This is a genomic window from Phenylobacterium haematophilum (genome assembly GCF_014196295.1).
Lineage (GTDB): Bacteria > Pseudomonadota > Alphaproteobacteria > Caulobacterales > Caulobacteraceae > Phenylobacterium > Phenylobacterium haematophilum.
Genome location: NZ_JACIDK010000006.1, coordinates 12,609 through 27,336, shown reverse-complemented (window position 1 = coordinate 27,336; position 14,728 = coordinate 12,609). Strand labels below are relative to the sequence as shown.

At 67.0% G+C, this 14,728-nt stretch carries 16 protein-coding genes; 9 read left to right on the top strand and 7 right to left on the bottom strand.

All coding sequences use genetic code 11. The features are described 5' to 3' along the window. The first annotated feature begins 10 nt into the window (after positions 1-10). From GGQ61_RS17585 to GGQ61_RS22515, 6 genes are all read left to right on the top strand, one after another. A complete protein-coding gene (locus GGQ61_RS17585) occupies positions 11-652 on the top strand; it encodes a transmembrane anchor protein (RefSeq protein WP_183775753.1) in 642 nt (213 codons plus the stop codon). Between the two features lie 30 nt (positions 653-682). Continuing rightward, positions 683-1,132, top strand: coding sequence for an SRPBCC family protein (locus GGQ61_RS17580; RefSeq protein WP_183775751.1), 450 nt, complete (start codon positions 683-685; stop codon positions 1,130-1,132). Between the two features lie 526 nt (positions 1,133-1,658). Further along, positions 1,659-2,990: an MFS transporter gene (locus GGQ61_RS17575; RefSeq protein WP_183775749.1), complete on the top strand. Its 1,332-nt coding sequence runs from the start codon at positions 1,659-1,661 to the stop codon at positions 2,988-2,990. Between the two features lie 135 nt (positions 2,991-3,125). Next, positions 3,126-3,404, top strand: a complete 279-nt coding sequence (locus GGQ61_RS17570; protein WP_183775747.1) for a metal-sensing transcriptional repressor — start codon at positions 3,126-3,128, stop codon at positions 3,402-3,404. A 13-nt stretch (positions 3,405-3,417) separates the two neighbouring features. Continuing rightward, a complete protein-coding gene (locus GGQ61_RS17565; RefSeq protein ID WP_183775745.1) occupies positions 3,418-5,475 on the top strand; it encodes a heavy metal translocating P-type ATPase in 2,058 nt (685 codons plus the stop codon). Then, on the top strand, positions 5,472-5,696 hold the full coding sequence (locus tag GGQ61_RS22515) for a DUF1289 domain-containing protein (RefSeq protein WP_183775743.1): 225 nt from the start codon (positions 5,472-5,474) through the stop codon (positions 5,694-5,696). Before GGQ61_RS17565 ends, GGQ61_RS22515 begins: the two co-directional genes overlap by 4 nt. Positions 5,697-6,226: 530 nt before the next feature. On the opposite strand, the gene GGQ61_RS17555 is transcribed toward GGQ61_RS22515, so the two are convergent. The 3 genes from GGQ61_RS17555 to GGQ61_RS17545 all read right to left on the bottom strand — a co-directional run bounded on the left by GGQ61_RS17555 (position 6,227) and on the right by GGQ61_RS17545 (position 8,193). Continuing rightward, on the bottom strand, positions 6,227-6,745 hold the full coding sequence (locus tag GGQ61_RS17555) for a hypothetical protein (protein ID WP_183775740.1): 519 nt from the start codon (positions 6,743-6,745) through the stop codon (positions 6,227-6,229). Positions 6,746-7,155: 410 nt separating this feature from the next. After that, the gene (gene flgC, locus GGQ61_RS17550; RefSeq protein WP_183775738.1) at positions 7,156-7,575 is read right to left on the bottom strand and encodes a flagellar basal body rod protein FlgC; all 420 of its coding nucleotides are present in this window, start codon (positions 7,573-7,575) and stop codon (positions 7,156-7,158) included. A gap of 255 nt (positions 7,576-7,830) precedes the next feature. Continuing rightward, the gene (locus GGQ61_RS17545) at positions 7,831-8,193 is read right to left on the bottom strand and encodes a DUF4440 domain-containing protein (RefSeq protein WP_183775736.1); all 363 of its coding nucleotides are present in this window, start codon (positions 8,191-8,193) and stop codon (positions 7,831-7,833) included. A gap of 355 nt (positions 8,194-8,548) precedes the next feature. Between GGQ61_RS17545 and GGQ61_RS17540 the strand changes: the two genes are divergently transcribed. Further along, complete coding sequence (locus tag GGQ61_RS17540; protein ID WP_246371043.1) at positions 8,549-9,625, top strand: type II restriction endonuclease; 1,077 nt, start codon at positions 8,549-8,551, stop codon at positions 9,623-9,625. Here GGQ61_RS17540 and GGQ61_RS17535 read toward each other — a convergent pair. The 4 genes from GGQ61_RS17535 to GGQ61_RS17520 all read right to left on the bottom strand — a co-directional run bounded on the left by GGQ61_RS17535 (position 9,618) and on the right by GGQ61_RS17520 (position 11,462). Beyond that, complete coding sequence (locus GGQ61_RS17535) at positions 9,618-10,205, bottom strand: sigma-70 family RNA polymerase sigma factor (RefSeq protein ID WP_183775732.1); 588 nt, start codon at positions 10,203-10,205, stop codon at positions 9,618-9,620. The genes GGQ61_RS17540 and GGQ61_RS17535 overlap by 8 nt on opposite strands. Further along, positions 10,202-10,633 (bottom strand): Spy/CpxP family protein refolding chaperone, encoded by a 432-nt coding sequence (locus GGQ61_RS17530; RefSeq protein WP_221221126.1) that lies wholly within the window; start codon positions 10,631-10,633, stop codon positions 10,202-10,204. Before GGQ61_RS17530 ends, GGQ61_RS17535 begins: the two co-directional genes overlap by 4 nt. Positions 10,634-10,638: 5 nt before the next feature. After that, positions 10,639-10,932: a hypothetical protein gene (locus GGQ61_RS17525; protein WP_068875205.1), complete on the bottom strand. Its 294-nt coding sequence runs from the start codon at positions 10,930-10,932 to the stop codon at positions 10,639-10,641. 128 nt (positions 10,933-11,060) lie between these two features. Then, positions 11,061-11,462: a DUF305 domain-containing protein gene (locus GGQ61_RS17520; RefSeq protein ID WP_068875204.1), complete on the bottom strand. Its 402-nt coding sequence runs from the start codon at positions 11,460-11,462 to the stop codon at positions 11,061-11,063. Positions 11,463-11,786: 324 nt separating this feature from the next. Here GGQ61_RS17520 and GGQ61_RS17515 point away from each other — a divergent pair, with 324 nt between their 5' ends. Both GGQ61_RS17515 and cueR read left to right on the top strand, forming a co-directional pair. Next, complete coding sequence (locus GGQ61_RS17515) at positions 11,787-14,270, top strand: heavy metal translocating P-type ATPase (protein WP_183775730.1); 2,484 nt, start codon at positions 11,787-11,789, stop codon at positions 14,268-14,270. Beyond that, positions 14,267-14,704, top strand: coding sequence for a Cu(I)-responsive transcriptional regulator (cueR, locus tag GGQ61_RS17510; protein ID WP_068875202.1), 438 nt, complete (start codon positions 14,267-14,269; stop codon positions 14,702-14,704). The genes GGQ61_RS17515 and cueR overlap by 4 nt, the downstream gene beginning before the upstream one ends. Positions 14,705-14,728 lie beyond the last annotated feature (24 nt).

Here is a 14,728-nt window from a genome sequence, read left to right as displayed (position 1 = left end):
GAGATCCCTCATGCACAACGCCAACAAGCCCCGTCTCTCCGAGTTGCCCACGACAGGCAAGCTCCTCCGCTCGACCGCGCTCGCCGCTGGCGTTGCGGGGCTCCTCCTCGCCACTGTCGTCCTGCCTGCGGAGTACGGGGTCGACCCCACCAGGGTGGGGTCGGTGCTCGGCCTCACCGAGATGGGGCGCATCAAACGACAACTTGCCGCCGAGTCGGCGGCAGATGCGCGAGCCGACGCCGCTGCTAGTTCAGCGTCACCTCCGGCCGCCGCCGCCGCTCCCGTTCCGGCCGCCGCTTCCATTCCGGCCGAGACACCGGCCGCCGCTGCGCAGGGCGAACGGTCGGACCGGACGGTCATCACCCTTGAGCCCGACGCCGCGGCGGAGATCAAACTCGTGATGGTCGAGGGCGCGCGCGTCCGCTTCGTTTGGTCGAGCAGCGGCGGCAGGGTCAACTTCGACACTCACGCTGACCGGCCCGGCGTCAATTATCACGGCTACGGCAAGGGCTCGTCACAGCGCGAGGAAGGTGAACTCGCGGCTGCCTTTACCGGCAGTCACGGCTGGTTCTGGCGCAACCGCACAGGAGAGACCGTGACCATCACGCTCGAAACTTCCGGAGCCTATAAGGAAGTGAAGCGTGTTGTGTAACCGGCGGCCCCAGGTCTCGACGTGACGGGGATGCTCGTTCTCGACGCTGAGCGGGACGTGCGGGCGCCGGTCGGCGCCGTCTGGCGCGCGCTGGCCGACTACCGGCGCTACCCCAAGTGGACCGGCGCCGCGATCCTTCTGCAGGACCCTGCGCGGCCCGGCGAGCTGGTCTATCGCATTCGCGTCCGCACGCCTGGCCGCGATGAGCGGGCGTGGAGTTTCCCGGGACGCGAGACGACGCGAGAACCGTTACGGGCGATCGGCTGGCGCTTCGGCATGGCCTTGGTCTTCCGTCTAGACATCGGCTTCGAGACCAGCGCGCGCGGCGGCATGACCCATGTGCGCCATGTCGTACGGATCACCGGGCTGGTCACCGTGCTCAGGCCGGCGCTCCTCAGAAGGATCTTCGAACCCGTGGTCGAGACGATGCTGCGCGATCTCGAAGCGGAGGCGCGCCGAAGGCAGCGGCGCGGCGCGTGAAATCTTGGCCGACAAATTCGACGAGGGAACCGTGAAACGACACGCTCTACGCTCGGGCTGTCTGCTGGTGTTCGCCCTGGCCGCCACGGCCTGCGCCACCAAGCTCCCACCCACCCCCTCGGTCGCCGTCACGCGCGTCGACGGAGGCCACTTGCGCATCCGAAGCGCCTATCTACGCGCGGGAAGCGACTTGGCGGTCGTGCGGGGGACAGTTTCGGCCGATCCGCTCTGGCGCGGACCTATACCAGGTGGGCTTGAGGTCATCGCGTTCGACGCCGCGGGCGTCCAGATCGCCGCGCGAAGCGCCCGCTGGTCGGGCATGACGGCGGGAGGGCGCGTACGGACGGGCACGTACACCGCATCACTCGGCGTCCCCACCACGCAGGTCGCCCACATCGTCGTCAGACATGTGGCGCGATCATCGCCACCTTGAGCGGCGTCGTGCGTGGTCCGCAGCCGTGTCAAACTTCCCGGGCTGGTAAACAGTCCGAGCCCAACCTAATCCACCCCGCTTCCAGAGGCATACATGCTCGGCGTCCTCTCCGACCGCACCTATCGGCGCCTCTTCCTCGCCCAGGTTATCGCGCTGGTCGGCACCGGCCTGGCCACGGTGGCGCTGGGTCTGCTGTCGTATGACATCGCCGGCGGGAACGCCGGCGCCGTCCTGGGGGGCGCTCTCGCGATCAAGATGATCGCCTACATCGGCGTGGGGCCGGTCGTGAACGCATTCGTCGACCGCCTGCCTCGCCGAGCCTTCCTCGTGGCGATGGACCTCGTGCGGGCTGCAGTCGCCATCTTCCTCCCGTTCGTGACGGAAGTCTGGCAGGTCTACGCTCTCATCTTCCTCCTGCAGTCGGCCTCGGCCGCGTTCACCCCCACCTTCCAGGCCGCCATCCCGGACATCCTCCCGGACGAGAAGGCCTACACGCGGGCGCTGTCCCTATCGCGACTCGCCTACGATCTAGAAAGCCTCGTCAGCCCAACGCTCGCCGCCGCCCTGCTCGGCGTCATGAGCTTCCACTGGCTGTTCGGGGGCACGGTGATCGGCTTCCTGGCCTCGGCGATGCTCGTCGTCTCCGTCGTCGTCCCGCAACCGAAGCCGGCGCCACGCGAAGGCGGGATCTACGCCCGCACGACTCGCGGCACGCGGATCTATCTGAAGACCCCACGCCTGCGCGGCCTGCTCGCGCTCAACCTCACTGCTGCGGCCGCCGGTGCAATGGTGATCGTGAACACGGTCGTCTATGTGCGCAGCGTGCTTGGCCGCAGCGCCGATGACGTGGCGCTCGGGCTGGCGGCGTTCGGCGGCGGTTCCATGGTCGCGGCGCTGCTGCTACCGCGGGTCCTCGATCGGTTGGACGACCGCCGACTTATGATAGCCGCCGCCGGCGTCCTCGGCTTGTGCCTCTTCGGCATGGCGGCCCTTACCCGTCTGCCTGCGGCGGAGCAGTGGATCGCGCTGTTGGCCGTATGGGGAGTCATGGGCATGGGCTACTCTGCGGTGCTGACGCCATCGGGCCGCCTCCTGCGCCGCTCAGCGCATCCTGAAGACCGCAGCGCGCTGTTCGCCGCGCAGTTCGCTCTCTCCCACGCCTGTTGGCTGATCACCTACTTGGTCGCGGGAATGGCTGGCGCGCGCTTCGGGATGACGGTCACCTTGGTGGCCTTGGGGGGTCTGGCTATCCTCGGCGTTGTCGTCGCCTCGCGGGTCTGGCCCCGTGCCGACGCCGAACGCCTGCCGCACCACCACCCTGAACTCGCAGCTTCGCATCCCCACCTTCGGGGGACCAGCTCGCCGCACACCCATGAGTTCGTCATCGATGATCTTCACCAGGAATGGCCGCAGGTGAAGCCCTGACTTGGTGGGGCGAAGATCGTCCGACCAATCCCCTGATACACCGGTGAAATAGCGACAAGGATCGCTATCCAATCATCTCACATGGACATTATAGTCTACCCCCCTATATTAAACGAGTGTGTATGGAGGGCCGCGGTGGCTCATACGGTTCGAGAAAAAGCCAAGCTGATCGCGCGCGTGCGCCGGATTCGCGGCCAGGTGGAAGCGGTCGAGCGGGGCCTGGAAGCTGAAATCGGCTGCGCCGAGGTGCTTCAACTCATCGCCTCGGTAAGGGGGGCCATGAACGGCCTCATGGCCGAGGTCATGGAAGACCACATCCGGATGCACGTCGTCGATCCGGACCGCGAACCCGACTCCGAACGGGCCAAAGGCGCGGAAGAGCTGATCGACGTCGTGCGCACCTACCTGAAATGAGAACGGAACCCCTATGGCGGACCAATTGAACCGCGACGGTGCGTCGCTCGCCGACCAGGCGGAGGCGCGGACAACCGTTCCCCAGGCGCTGAACGAGAATTCTCACCCCCATACCGACCACGATCACCACGACCATACCCACGGTGATCACGACCATGACGACGAGGACGGGCACGATCACGAACACCCGTTCGAGTGGCAAGAGGCCGTCCGCATCGGCGTCGTGGCCGTAGCTGCGGCGCTCGTTTGGTTCCGGGTCTGGGAACCGTTCAGCCTGGTCAGCGTGATCGGTGTCGCCGGCTTGCTGGTCGGCGGGTGGCCAATCCTCAAGGAGGCCTTCGAGAACGTGTTGCAGCGGCGCATGACGATGGAGCTGTCGATGACGATTGCCATCGTCGCCGCCGCGACTATCGGCCAATTCTTCACCGCTCTCGTCATCACGCTCTTCGTGCTGGTGGCCGAGGTGCTGGAGGGCCTGACCGTTGGGCGCGGCCGCAAGGCGATCCGCGACCTGCTGGAGTTCCTGCCGAGCGAGGTGTCAGTCCGGCGCACGGGTTCCATTCGCACGATCTCGGCCGCTGAGCTGAGCGTCGGTGACGCGATCCTGGTGGCGCCGGGCGGTCGGATCCCCGTGGACGGGGCGGTGCTCTCCGGCCAGTCCTTCGTCGACGAATCCCGCATCACCGGCGAGTCGATGCCGGTCGAGAAAGTCGAAGGCGCTTCGGTCTTCGCCGGGTCGATCAACCAATCCGGCGCGCTCGAAGTCCGCGCCGAGCGGATCGGCCGAGACACCAGCTATGGCAAGATCATCGAAGCCGTCGAGCGGGCCGAGCGGTCACGAGCACCGGTCCAGCGGCTCGCCGACCGCATGGCGGGCTACCTCGTCTATTTCGCGCTCGGCTCGGCCGTCCTGACTTACCTCATCACCCGGAACATCACCTCGACCATCTCGGTGATCATCGTGGCCGGCGCTTGCGGCATCGCCGCGGGAACGCCGCTTGCGATCCTGGGCGGAATCGGCCGCTCCGCGCGGCTTGGCGCGATCATCAAAGGCGGCGTCCACCTCGAAACCCTAGGCAAGGTCGACACCGTGGTGCTCGACAAGACCGGAACACTGACCTTCGGCCGGCCAGAGGTGCAGGCGGTCGCCGCCGTGGCAGGGACCAGCTCTGAAGAGCTTCTCGATGCGGCGGCTGCAGCGGAACTGCGGTCCGAACACCCGCTCGGCAAGGCGATCATTGCTCATGCCCGCGCGCAGGGTCGCCTGATCGTCGAGCCTGAGCACTTCGCTTACACGCCGGGACGCGGCGTCGACGCCAAGGTCGCCGCTTCGCGAGTTCTAGTCGGCAATCGGGCGTGGATGCAGGACAACAACATCTCGGTCCCGAGCACGCTCAGCCCTGGCGTCGAGGCCGCCTCCGAGGTTTACGTCGCGCGAGATGGCGTCCTGCTCGGCGCGATCGCTGTTGCCGACACGGTTCGTCCGGAAGCCAAGCGCGCCATCGAAGCGCTCACGTCGCTGGGTATCCGGACAATCCTGCTCACTGGCGATGCGCTGCCGGTGGCCAATGCGGTCGGCAACGGGCTCGGTATCAAGGAGATCGAAGCCGGACTGTTGCCGGAGGACAAGCTCGCCCGAATCCAGGCTCTCGTACGGCAGAAGCGGACGGTCGCCATGGTCGGCGACGGCGTCAACGACGCGCCGGCGTTGGCCGAAGCGAGCGTCGGGATCGCCATGGGCTCTGGGACCGACGTCGCCCAGGAAAGCGCTGATGTGGTGCTGTTGGGCAACGATCTCGTGCGGCTTGTCGAGACGTTGAAGGTCGCGCGTCGTACCCGGCGCATCATTTGGCAGAACTTCGCAGGGACCCTGGCGATCGACGGGCTCGGGATCGGGCTGGCCGCCGTCGGCCTGCTCAACCCGCTGCTGGCCGCCTTCATCCACGTCGCGTCCGAGCTTACCTTCATCCTCAACTCTGCGCGGCTATTGCCGAGCAAGGCGAAGGCCAGCGAGGCTTTGACGGCTGCGCCCACCGCCCGCGTCCCGCAACCAGTGCCGGTTCACCCGTGAGCGCGGTTTCACCCTGTATCGATGTTTGCCGTTTCGAGGGCCGGACGGGCTGGTGCGTCGGATGTGGCCGGACCATCCTCGAGATCCGCGCCTGGCGGAAGATGCAGCCGCGGGCTCGCCAGATGATCCTGAAGGACCTCAAGCGGCGGGTAGACCGCCTGCATGACGAAGGCAAGATGCGCAACGGCAACCCTGGCGGCGCCAAGGCGTCGGCTCTGTAGGGTCGTGGGAAACCAGGCCAGGAGCCGGGTGATCAGGAGGCAGCCATTCCACAGCTTGGGGGCGCCGTTCACGTCGAAGGCAGGCCCCAGCTGCCGCAGGCCATACGCCTGAGGCGCGCTGAACTTGAAGCGCTTCGTGGCGATCGGCCGTCGCGCGCGAGCTGCTGGACGATCGCAAGTCTGATGTCTCCAGCAGGCGCCGCGCAGGCGTGCGCCTGGAAGCTTCAGCGTCTAGGGAGACACGTCATAGCGCACGAAATAAGAGGGTCGGGCCCATGACCTCGTCCTAAACGTCCTGTTTATGCTCAGGGAACGCGGCGCGATCGCCCCAGATCAATCCGGGCTGAAAGTCGTCCAGGACGCGCCGGAGCCTCCGTCGCGGGGGCGCCTACAACAGCTCCCCCAGGATCGCTCGGGGGCGGGGCGCCAGCCTTGCCGATCCCTGGCGTCTAGTCGAGGCAGGTGACTTGGCCAGCCGCGGACTATCAGGACAGGCTCGGAGCTGGCATTGCCGACGCCCCGACATTCGTTCAGCCGGTCCCGTCGATACGCATTGTTTCAACGACACTAACGATCTGGGGAGTGATCGCGGCCCCGATGGTCAGGACCGCGATGCACTCGCCGTAGGCCTCGGCTGACGCGAGATTGACGAGAGAGCGTTCGTCAAACCAACGCAACCCGGCGGCCAGCGTCAGGTCCTCGCACTGTTGGGACGCGGCCTCATTCCAGACTTGGCTGTAGAGGTCCGCATCGTCAAAGAGCATGCGCCAGATCTCACCGTCCGTGCAGGATGGCTGGATTGCGATCTGCACGCGCTGAAGCTCGCTGTACATCTTCTCAAGGAAGGCGCTCATGAATGCCTTCGGCTTGTCACCTGCCAACTTGTGGCGTGCTAGCTCGGCGTCCGCCGAGATCCAGGCGACGGCCATGAAGTATCGGGTCACGCCGGCCCGAAATCGAGCCTCGGCCGGATCGCTGGCGGGGCCCATGACGACCTTGTCCCGGGTGCGCATGACGATCTCGAACAGCCTGTGGCCAATTGCGTCCAATCGTCGTGTCTCCGTTCGGCTCAGGCCGATTTGAGATCGACTTCACCTGATACGTATACGCACCGTGAGAGCGGTTCCCCGCAGCGGCCGGCTCCCAAAGTCGACATCTCACTGATTGACCCCTGCGCGCCGATGCCCCCGGGTCTGCGGCGCCATGAATACGCCTGCGCTGGAGAGAGTTTTGCGACCACGCAAGCTGCGGTCGTGCCCGTGCTGGCGGCGCCCTTGACCCGTCGCGCACGCCTTACTGGACGGTGCTCCATGGGATGGGCGTCGCACGGCGCCGCGATCGATCCACGAACCCACGTAGTCTCGAGGAGATTTCGCGCTCCGCACCCAATTGAACGTGGGAGCGGCCGCCGGCCTGCGCTTGAAACAATTCAGTTCGTGTGCGGGCGATGGGCGGGGGGTCAGCGCTTCAGAAGATCAAGTGTGCGTTTTTCCATCGCATCTTGGTTTTCAAGCACGTTCAGATTGGCTTCGTAGGCGCGCATCGCCTGCTTCATGTCCAACGATTCTACCAGCCCGTTCACATTGGGCAGCAGAACATAGCCGCTCGCGTCTGCGGCGGGATGTCCGGGGTCGTAGGTCTTGGCAAAGGCCGATGGGTCTGGTTTGACGCCGGCCATCTGGACGCCCTTGCCGCCTTCCATCCGCAGGACCTTGAACACAGGGACCTGGCGCCGGTACGGCTCCCCGCCGGGGGTTCGCGCCGTCGAGGAGGAGTTGGCCATGTTTTCGGCGATGACCCGCATTCGCGCTTGCTCAGCCCTAAGCGCGGAAGCGGCGATGGCGGCGACACCGTCCCCCTGCAACCCGACCTTGGCCATGACCTTCTATCCTTTGTCATCGCCCTCAAGCTCAGGTGTCGTGGTTAACGCTCGGTTAACGCCGTGTAAAACTGAGATTTGTCACTGTTCGAAGTCTTACGAGCCAGGACGATAACCCTAACATTCCAAGAATGTCAGTGTTGTCATCTTCGTACGCATCGCTGGCTTCCGGCGCGCCATTGCGGGGATTCCGCCCGAGACTCAGCGGGACGCCGTCGGAAGCGCGCGGGACGACCAGTGCACATGGACGATCCGCTAAGTCCCCGCCGTCTTCTCCAAGATGATGGTCTCAGTTGTGATCCGCGGCGGCGCCTTGCCTTCGGCTGGTGGGCGAACCACGCCTTCCGAAGCGATCCAGGCGAAGTTTCCGCCGCCGCCGCCGTTACGGCGGTTCAGGCTTTCCGTAGCCAGCTTGGCGAAGGCCGCGTCGGTGGGAAGATGATGGGCCGCATAGTCCGCCCTTGAGCGCTCGGCGCCGCCCGCCTCGAAGACCAGGGCGGCGTCGTCGAGGAGGCTCTCGGCCTTGGACGCGTCCCCCGCCTTCAGAGCCGCATGGAAGGCGTCGACGACGGCCGCCGCGTCGGCGGCGGCGGGGTTGAGGCGCACGGTTGTCGGCATTGGGCCTGCGACCGGATCATGCGCAGAGGCCGACATCGGCGCAGCGAGCAGGCCGCAACTAGGACCGGGACCATTTTTGGCGGGATGAACCATCGACGCGCCTTTTTCAGGGAGAGAGCTTGTGATCGCAGGTCGCCCCAGCGAACATGTGCGTCCTGCGGGGGGAACGGGCTTGTCCGACGAGTTGACACGTGAATTGCTGAGCCGCTGGCGAAACAATCCCGCAGGCGCCTACCAGAGCTGGTTCTTGTGGGAAGAGCGGCTCAAGAACTTCCGGTCGATCCGGCGCGGCGTCCAGCAGGTCGCGGCCGAGATCCAGGCTGAGCGTTTCGGCGTCGCCTATCGGGGATCGTCCTTGGAGACCGTCGTCCATTCGATCGCGGAGCAGCGGCAAGTCTTCAAGGGGGCAGATCACGCCTTCCTTTGGAAGCCCAAGCTGCGCATTCCCGACATCTACGAGCATCCAGGCAACCAGCGCGCCTTCGGCCAGCTGCTGGATGCGTGCGTCTGCTGCGACAGCGAAGAGCATGTCCTGGCGGAAATCCATCGGATCGATGCGCTGAAGATCAAGGGCCTCGGTCCGGCGGTGGCCAACATCCTCTATTTCCTGCACCCGACCATCGCGCCGCCGTTCAACACCGCGATCGTGCGCGGCTACAACGCCTTGACCGGCGCCAACGTGAAGCTCGGTCGCTGGGACGAGTACCTCGCGATGCGGCAAGGCCTGATCGCCTTCAATCGCAAACACCGCGAGTTGCTGTCCAATGACCTCGGCGCGGCGGCGGCGTTCTGTTTCGACCTGGGCATGGGGCTCTATGCGCCCCCGCCGCGGACCAATGACGCCGCCGCGCGCGCAGACTGGGCGGCGGATCTGGCCAAAGTTCGCGCCCAGGCCGCTAAACCCTCGGCGGCCGATGCGGATGCGCGGACCCACACGGAAATCCAAGGCTGGCTGCGCGATCTCGGGCGCGCGCTCGGCTACGATGTATGGATCGCGCAGAACGACCGTGGGCGGCCGTGTGGGCCCGGTCGCCTGGGCGATCATTGCCTGGAGCGATTGCCGACGGCGCTCGACAGTCGCCCAGGCGCCGAAGCCGTGCGCCTGATCGATGTGCTGTGGCTGAACGCGGCGGGCGCCATCGTAGCCGCCTTCGAGGTGGAGCACACGACCTCGATCTATTCCGGGATCGTGCGGATGCTGGACCTCGCGCTCGGCGGCGACGCGAGCGGACTTCACAGCCTGTTCCTCGTCGCACCGGATAAGCGCGAAGCCGACGTGCGCGCGCAGATCGCCCGACCGGCCTTCAGCCGGATCGCCGACCTGAGCGTGCGGTATTTGCCGTATAGCGCCCTGGAGCAGCATCGGGAGGCGATGGCCCGATTCGGATCCGGGGTTGCGGCGCTCGAGAAGGTTTCCCACCGGCTCACCTAGCGGAAGGCCGCATGTCAGAGTCGAGCTGCTCGGCCAGAAGTTTGCGCGCCCGGTAGACGCGGGTCTCGACCGTCTTGATCGAGACGCCGAGGATTTGCGCGGCGTCCTGCTGGCTCAGACCTTCGAACGCAGTCAGCAGCAGCGGCTCCTTCAGGGCGGCTGGCAGCCGCGCGACGGCCCGGTCCAGCCGCACTGCCTGTTCGTCCTCCAACACGCCGGCTTCGGCGCTGGGCGACGGGTCCGGCGCGCTCAGAGCCTCGGTGTCATCAAGTCCGCCCGACCCGAAGATCACACGACGGACCACCATTCGGCGGCCACGATCGCGCGCCTTGTTGATCGCGATCGTGCGTAGCCAGGCGCCGAAGGGGCGCTGGGAATCATAGCGCTTCAGCGCGCTCCAGGCGGCGATGAAGGCTTCGTGGACGGCTTCGTAGGCTTCGTCAGAGTCCCCGGTGTAGCGGCGCAGCAGGCGATAGAGGCCATCCTTGTGGCGACGAACGAGCACCGCAAAGGCCCGATCATCCCCGGCCGCGGCGGATCGGGCGAGGATGCTGTCGGACGCCTCGGCGTCCACGGTCACCTCGTGTCTTCGGTCAGGGACCTGACGACGGTCTCGTCGAACCTGGCCGTCTGATCGGGCGTCAGCACCGCGCGCATCGCCAGGGTGTGCACGATCGTCTCCTTCTGGAGTTCGCCCATGGCGCGGTGGAAACGATCGATCGCCGCCTGCACCTGCGGCGTGTAGGCATGACTCTGCTGGAAGGCCTGCGCCAATTGCGCGTTGGCCGCCCGCATCTCGGCCTCGAGCGCCTGGCGACGCGCCTCGTGGTCACGCTCCATGCCGGCGATGCGCCGTTCCTGGTCGGCGGTCAGATTCAGCTTCTCGTGCACCAACTCGTGCAGCGGCGTCGGTCGGTGCACGCGGTGCATGACGTATTGCGCGCCGCCCCAGACCCCAAGGATGGCCACCAACACCGACAAGATCAGTGTCAGCGCCATGCTCCTCATCACGCTCACCGGCGACCCTCCAGCAGGTTGGACGGCGCGAGGCGGGCTGCGCTGGAGAGGGGGCTGTCGTGTTGCGGCGCCAAGGCCGCCGAGGCCGCGACAGCGCCGCCTGCGGTCAACCCCATCGCCAGGGCCAGGCTCACTGAGGCGAAGCGAACCGGCGCGAGCGCGGCAAGCGCACGCGCATCGCGCCGGCGCGCCGCGATTCTGCGGCCGATCTCAGTTTCCAGTCCGTCCAGTGAACGGTCAGCCGGGCTGGCTGCCAATCGGTTGAGCAGCTCATCCAAGCGTTCGCTCATGTCCAAATCCTTCAAGGTCGCCCCAGGAACTATACGTTCCAGCCCGGCCCAACCCCTAAAGGATCATTGGATGAGGCGCACGACGAGCCGCCGTTGACCGTTGGGACTCGTCGCCGCACCAGTTGGGGTCAGCCGCCGTGCGCTTTGAGCCAGGCCTCGAGCTCGGCCTTACCCTTGGTGTTCTCGTCGATCGTCTTCTGGGCGATCTTCTTGGCGTCCGCGTCGGCGCCGTGGCGAAGCTGGATCTGCGCCATGTCGATGGCGCCTTGGTGGTGGGCCATCATCTTGCGGGCGAACGTGGCGTCGGGCGTGGAGCCCTTCGCGCTCATCATCGCCTGGTCCATCTTCTTCATGGCTGCCATGTAGTCGTTCATGGCCATCATATTGTGATCGCCCTTCGCGCCCTTCATCCCCGGCATGGCGCTGTGGTCCATCCCCTTCATGGCGCCCTGGTTCGACTGAGCGGACGCCGCGCCCGCCCCGGTCGAGAGCGCCGCGATCACCGCGAGGATCGTAAGTTTTGTTCGCATCTTCGTTGTTCCGTCCTGACATAAAGGCGCGACCTCGGCCTCTAGCCTGGTCACGAACGCGAAGAGAACCGCCACAGCGGGACTTCGTTGCTTGAGATCCCCAAAGAGGCCCGCGCCGAAGCCTCCAATGATTGGAGGATGGGCGATGCGGACGGCCCTTCTTGACCGAGACTCTACGCCGCACCTTGGGAGCGCCACAGCAGTCGAAGCCCTGAGGGGCGTGCCTGCGCTGGCGCGTATCCCAAGAACAGCACCGACGGAGCCTTGACCCTCCCATGATGGGAAGCTCTATCTGAGTTGGGCATCGGAAGAAGGAACCCTGCGATGCCCGAAGCTGCAGCCCTCGACGCCATCGAACTGCCCGTGCTCGGCATGACCTGTGCGAGCTGCGTGGGCCGGGTCGAACGGGCGATCGGCGCTGTGCCGGGCGTGCGCCGGGCCAGCGTCAATCTGGCGGCCGAGCGCGCCCATGTCGAAGGCGGCGACCCTGCCGCCGTGGCCGCCGCCATCCGTGCGGTCGGCTACGAACCGCTCGAACATGCCGTCGAGCTTCGGGTCCGCGGCATGACCTGCGCGACCTGCGTCGGCCGGGTCGAGCGCGCGCTCAAGGCGGAGCCCGGGGTGTTGGACGCCCAGGTCAACCTGGCGACCGAGCGGGCCACCGTTCGGATCCTGGATGGGACGGTCACGTCTGAACGCCTCGCCGCGGTGATCACTCATGCCGGCTATGACGCAAGCATGGTGGAAGCAGCGGGCGGCGCGGACGGGGACCGCGAGCAGGCCGCCCGTCTGGCTGAGATCCGCGCCCTGCGCCGCCCGGTCGTCCTCGCCGGGCTCGCGACCTTGCCGCTGTTCACGGTCGAGATGGCCCGACACGCCGTGCCCGGCGTCCACCATTGGCTGGCGGCGAGCCTGGGCGAGCAGCCCTGGCGGCTGATCAGCCTCGCTCTGGCGAGCTTCGTCCTCTTCGGGCCGGGACTCCGCTTCTACAAGAAGGGCGTGCCCAATCTTCTGCGGCTGGCGCCGGATATGAATAGCCTGGTGGTGCTGGGCGCCACTGCGGCCTGGGCCTATTCGCTTGTGGCGACGCTCTTTCCCCAGGCCCTGCCGGCCGGCACGAACAACGTCTACTACGAAGCCGCCGCGGTGATCGTCACCCTGATCCTGCTTGGCCGCTGGTTCGAGGCCCGCGCCAAGGGACGCACGAGCGAAGCGATCAAGCGTCTGCTGCACCTGCAGGCCAAGACCGCCCGGGTGCAGCGCGGCGGGGAGGATGTCGAGCTCCCGATCGAGGCGGTGCGGCCCGGCGATCTGGTGATCGTCCGGCCTGGCGAGCGCGTCCCAGTGGACGGCGAGGTCCTCGACGGCGGCTCCTTCGTCGATGAATCGATGATCAGCGGCGAAGCGATGCCGGTGGAAAAGGGACCGGGCGCGGTCGTGATCGGCGGCACGGTCAACAAGACCGGCGCCTTCCGCTTCCGCGCCACCAAGGTCGGGGCCGACACCCTGCTGGCGCAGATCGTCCGCATGGTGGAGCAAGCCCAAGGCGCCAAGCTGCCGATCCAAGCCCTGGTCGACAAGGTCACGGCCTGGTTCGTGCCCGTGGTGATGGCGCTCGCAGCGCTCACCTTCGGGGTCTGGCTGGCGTTCGGACCGGCCCCGGCGCTCGGCCTGGCGCTGGTCAACACGGTGGCCGTGCTGATCATCGCCTGCCCTTGCGCCATGGGCTTGGCCACACCCACGTCGATCATGGTCGGCACCGGTCGCGCGGCCGAACTCGGCGTGCTCTTCCGGCGCGGGGAAGCGCTGCAGGCGCTGCGAGACGTGAAGGTGGTGGTCTTTGACAAGACCGGGACGCTTACCTTGGGGCGGCCGGCGCTCACCGCCCTGCAGGTCGTCGGAGGATATGGCGAGGACGAGGTCCTGGCCGCGGCCGCCAGCGTCGAACAGCGCTCCGAGCACCCGATTGGCGAAGCGATCGTCGCCGAAGCGCGGAGGCGGGGCCTGACCCTGCGGCCGGCCGAGGGTTTCCAGGCCACCCCAGGGTTTGGGGTGACCGCTCGGGTCGATGGCCGTGAGCTCGTAATCGGCACAGCGCGACATCTGGAGGCGGCCGGCATCGATGTCTCGCCGCTGTCGGGGCGAGCTGACGCCCTGGCCGACGCAGGCGAGAGCCCGCTGTTCGTCGCCATCGACGGCCGCCTGGCCGGCGTGCTCGCCGTCGCCGACCCGATCAAGCCGACGTCGGCCGAGGCGGTGGCGGCGCTGCACAGGCTTGGCCTGAAGGTGGCGATCGTCACCGGCGACCACCAGCGAACCGCCGCGGCCGTCGCCCGAACGCTCGGCGTCGACGACGTGCTCGCCAACGTCTTGCCGGACGGCAAGGCGCGCGCCGTGGAGGGCTTGCGCGGGCGCTATGGCGCCGTCGCCTTTGTCGGCGACGGGGTCAATGACGCGCCCGCCCTGGCTACCGCCGACGTGGGCGTCGCGATGGGGCAGGGGACCGACATCGCCATCGAGAGCGCCGACGTGGTGCTGATGGGCGGTGATCTCACCGGCGTGGTGACGGCGCTCGGCCTGTCGCGGGCCACCCTGCGCAACATCCGGCAGAACCTCATATGGGCGTTCGGCTACAACGTCGTGCTGATCCCGCTGGCCGCCGGCGTCCTCTACCCGGCCTTCGGTTGGCTGCTCTCGCCGATGCTGGCGGCGGGCGCTATGGCGCTGTCGAGCGTCAGCGTCTTGACCAACGCCTTGCGCCTGAGGGCTTACACGCCTCGGCGGCTGGCGGCAGAGGACACCGCATGAATATCGGCCAAGCTGCGCGCGCGTCCGGCGTGTCCGCGAAGATGATCCGATACTATGAACAGATCGGACTGATCCGCCCGGCCGATCGCACCGACAGCAACTACCGCAGCTTCAGCGAGCGCGACGTCAACGACCTGCGGTTCATCAAGCGCGGTCGCTCGCTGGGCTTCTCGGTCGAGGAGATCACCAACCTGCTGTCCCTGTGGCGCGATCACACCCGTCCGAGCCGCGAGGTCAAGGCGATTGCCGACGCCCACGTGTCCGACCTGCGCGCGCGGATCGCCGAGATGCAGGCGATGGCCGATACCCTGACGGCCCTGTCGGAGGGCTGCGCGGGGGATGATCGCCCTGACTGTCCGATCCTCATCGACCTCGCCGCAGGGCCCGCCTCGCCAGCGGCCAATGTCGCAGACCGCGCGGGCGCGGTCTCGTGATGCGCCCGGGTTGGCTCCTGGTGC

What these genes read in the sequence shown, in the direction of transcription:
- GGQ61_RS17585 (WP_183775753.1), top strand. Translation starts at nt 11, where the DNA reads ATGCACAACGCCAACAAGCCCCGTCTCTCCGAGTTGCCCACGACAGGC.
- GGQ61_RS17530 (WP_221221126.1), bottom strand. Translation starts at nt 10,633, where the DNA reads ATGAGGAGCATGGCGCTGACACTGATCTTGTCGGTGTTGGTGGCCATC.
- GGQ61_RS17575 (WP_183775749.1), top strand. Translation starts at nt 1,659, where the DNA reads ATGCTCGGCGTCCTCTCCGACCGCACCTATCGGCGCCTCTTCCTCGCC.
- GGQ61_RS17520 (WP_068875204.1), bottom strand. Translation starts at nt 11,462, where the DNA reads ATGCGAACAAAACTTACGATCCTCGCGGTGATCGCGGCGCTCTCGACC.
- GGQ61_RS17525 (WP_068875205.1), bottom strand. Translation starts at nt 10,932, where the DNA reads ATGAGCGAACGCTTGGATGAGCTGCTCAACCGATTGGCAGCCAGCCCG.
- GGQ61_RS17565 (WP_183775745.1), top strand. Translation starts at nt 3,418, where the DNA reads ATGGCGGACCAATTGAACCGCGACGGTGCGTCGCTCGCCGACCAGGCG.
- GGQ61_RS17580 (WP_183775751.1), top strand. Translation starts at nt 683, where the DNA reads ATGCTCGTTCTCGACGCTGAGCGGGACGTGCGGGCGCCGGTCGGCGCC.
- cueR (WP_068875202.1), top strand. Translation starts at nt 14,267, where the DNA reads ATGAATATCGGCCAAGCTGCGCGCGCGTCCGGCGTGTCCGCGAAGATG.
- GGQ61_RS17515 (WP_183775730.1), top strand. Translation starts at nt 11,787, where the DNA reads ATGCCCGAAGCTGCAGCCCTCGACGCCATCGAACTGCCCGTGCTCGGC.
- flgC (WP_183775738.1), bottom strand. Translation starts at nt 7,575, where the DNA reads ATGGCCAAGGTCGGGTTGCAGGGGGACGGTGTCGCCGCCATCGCCGCT.
- GGQ61_RS17545 (WP_183775736.1), bottom strand. Translation starts at nt 8,193, where the DNA reads ATGCCGACAACCGTGCGCCTCAACCCCGCCGCCGCCGACGCGGCGGCC.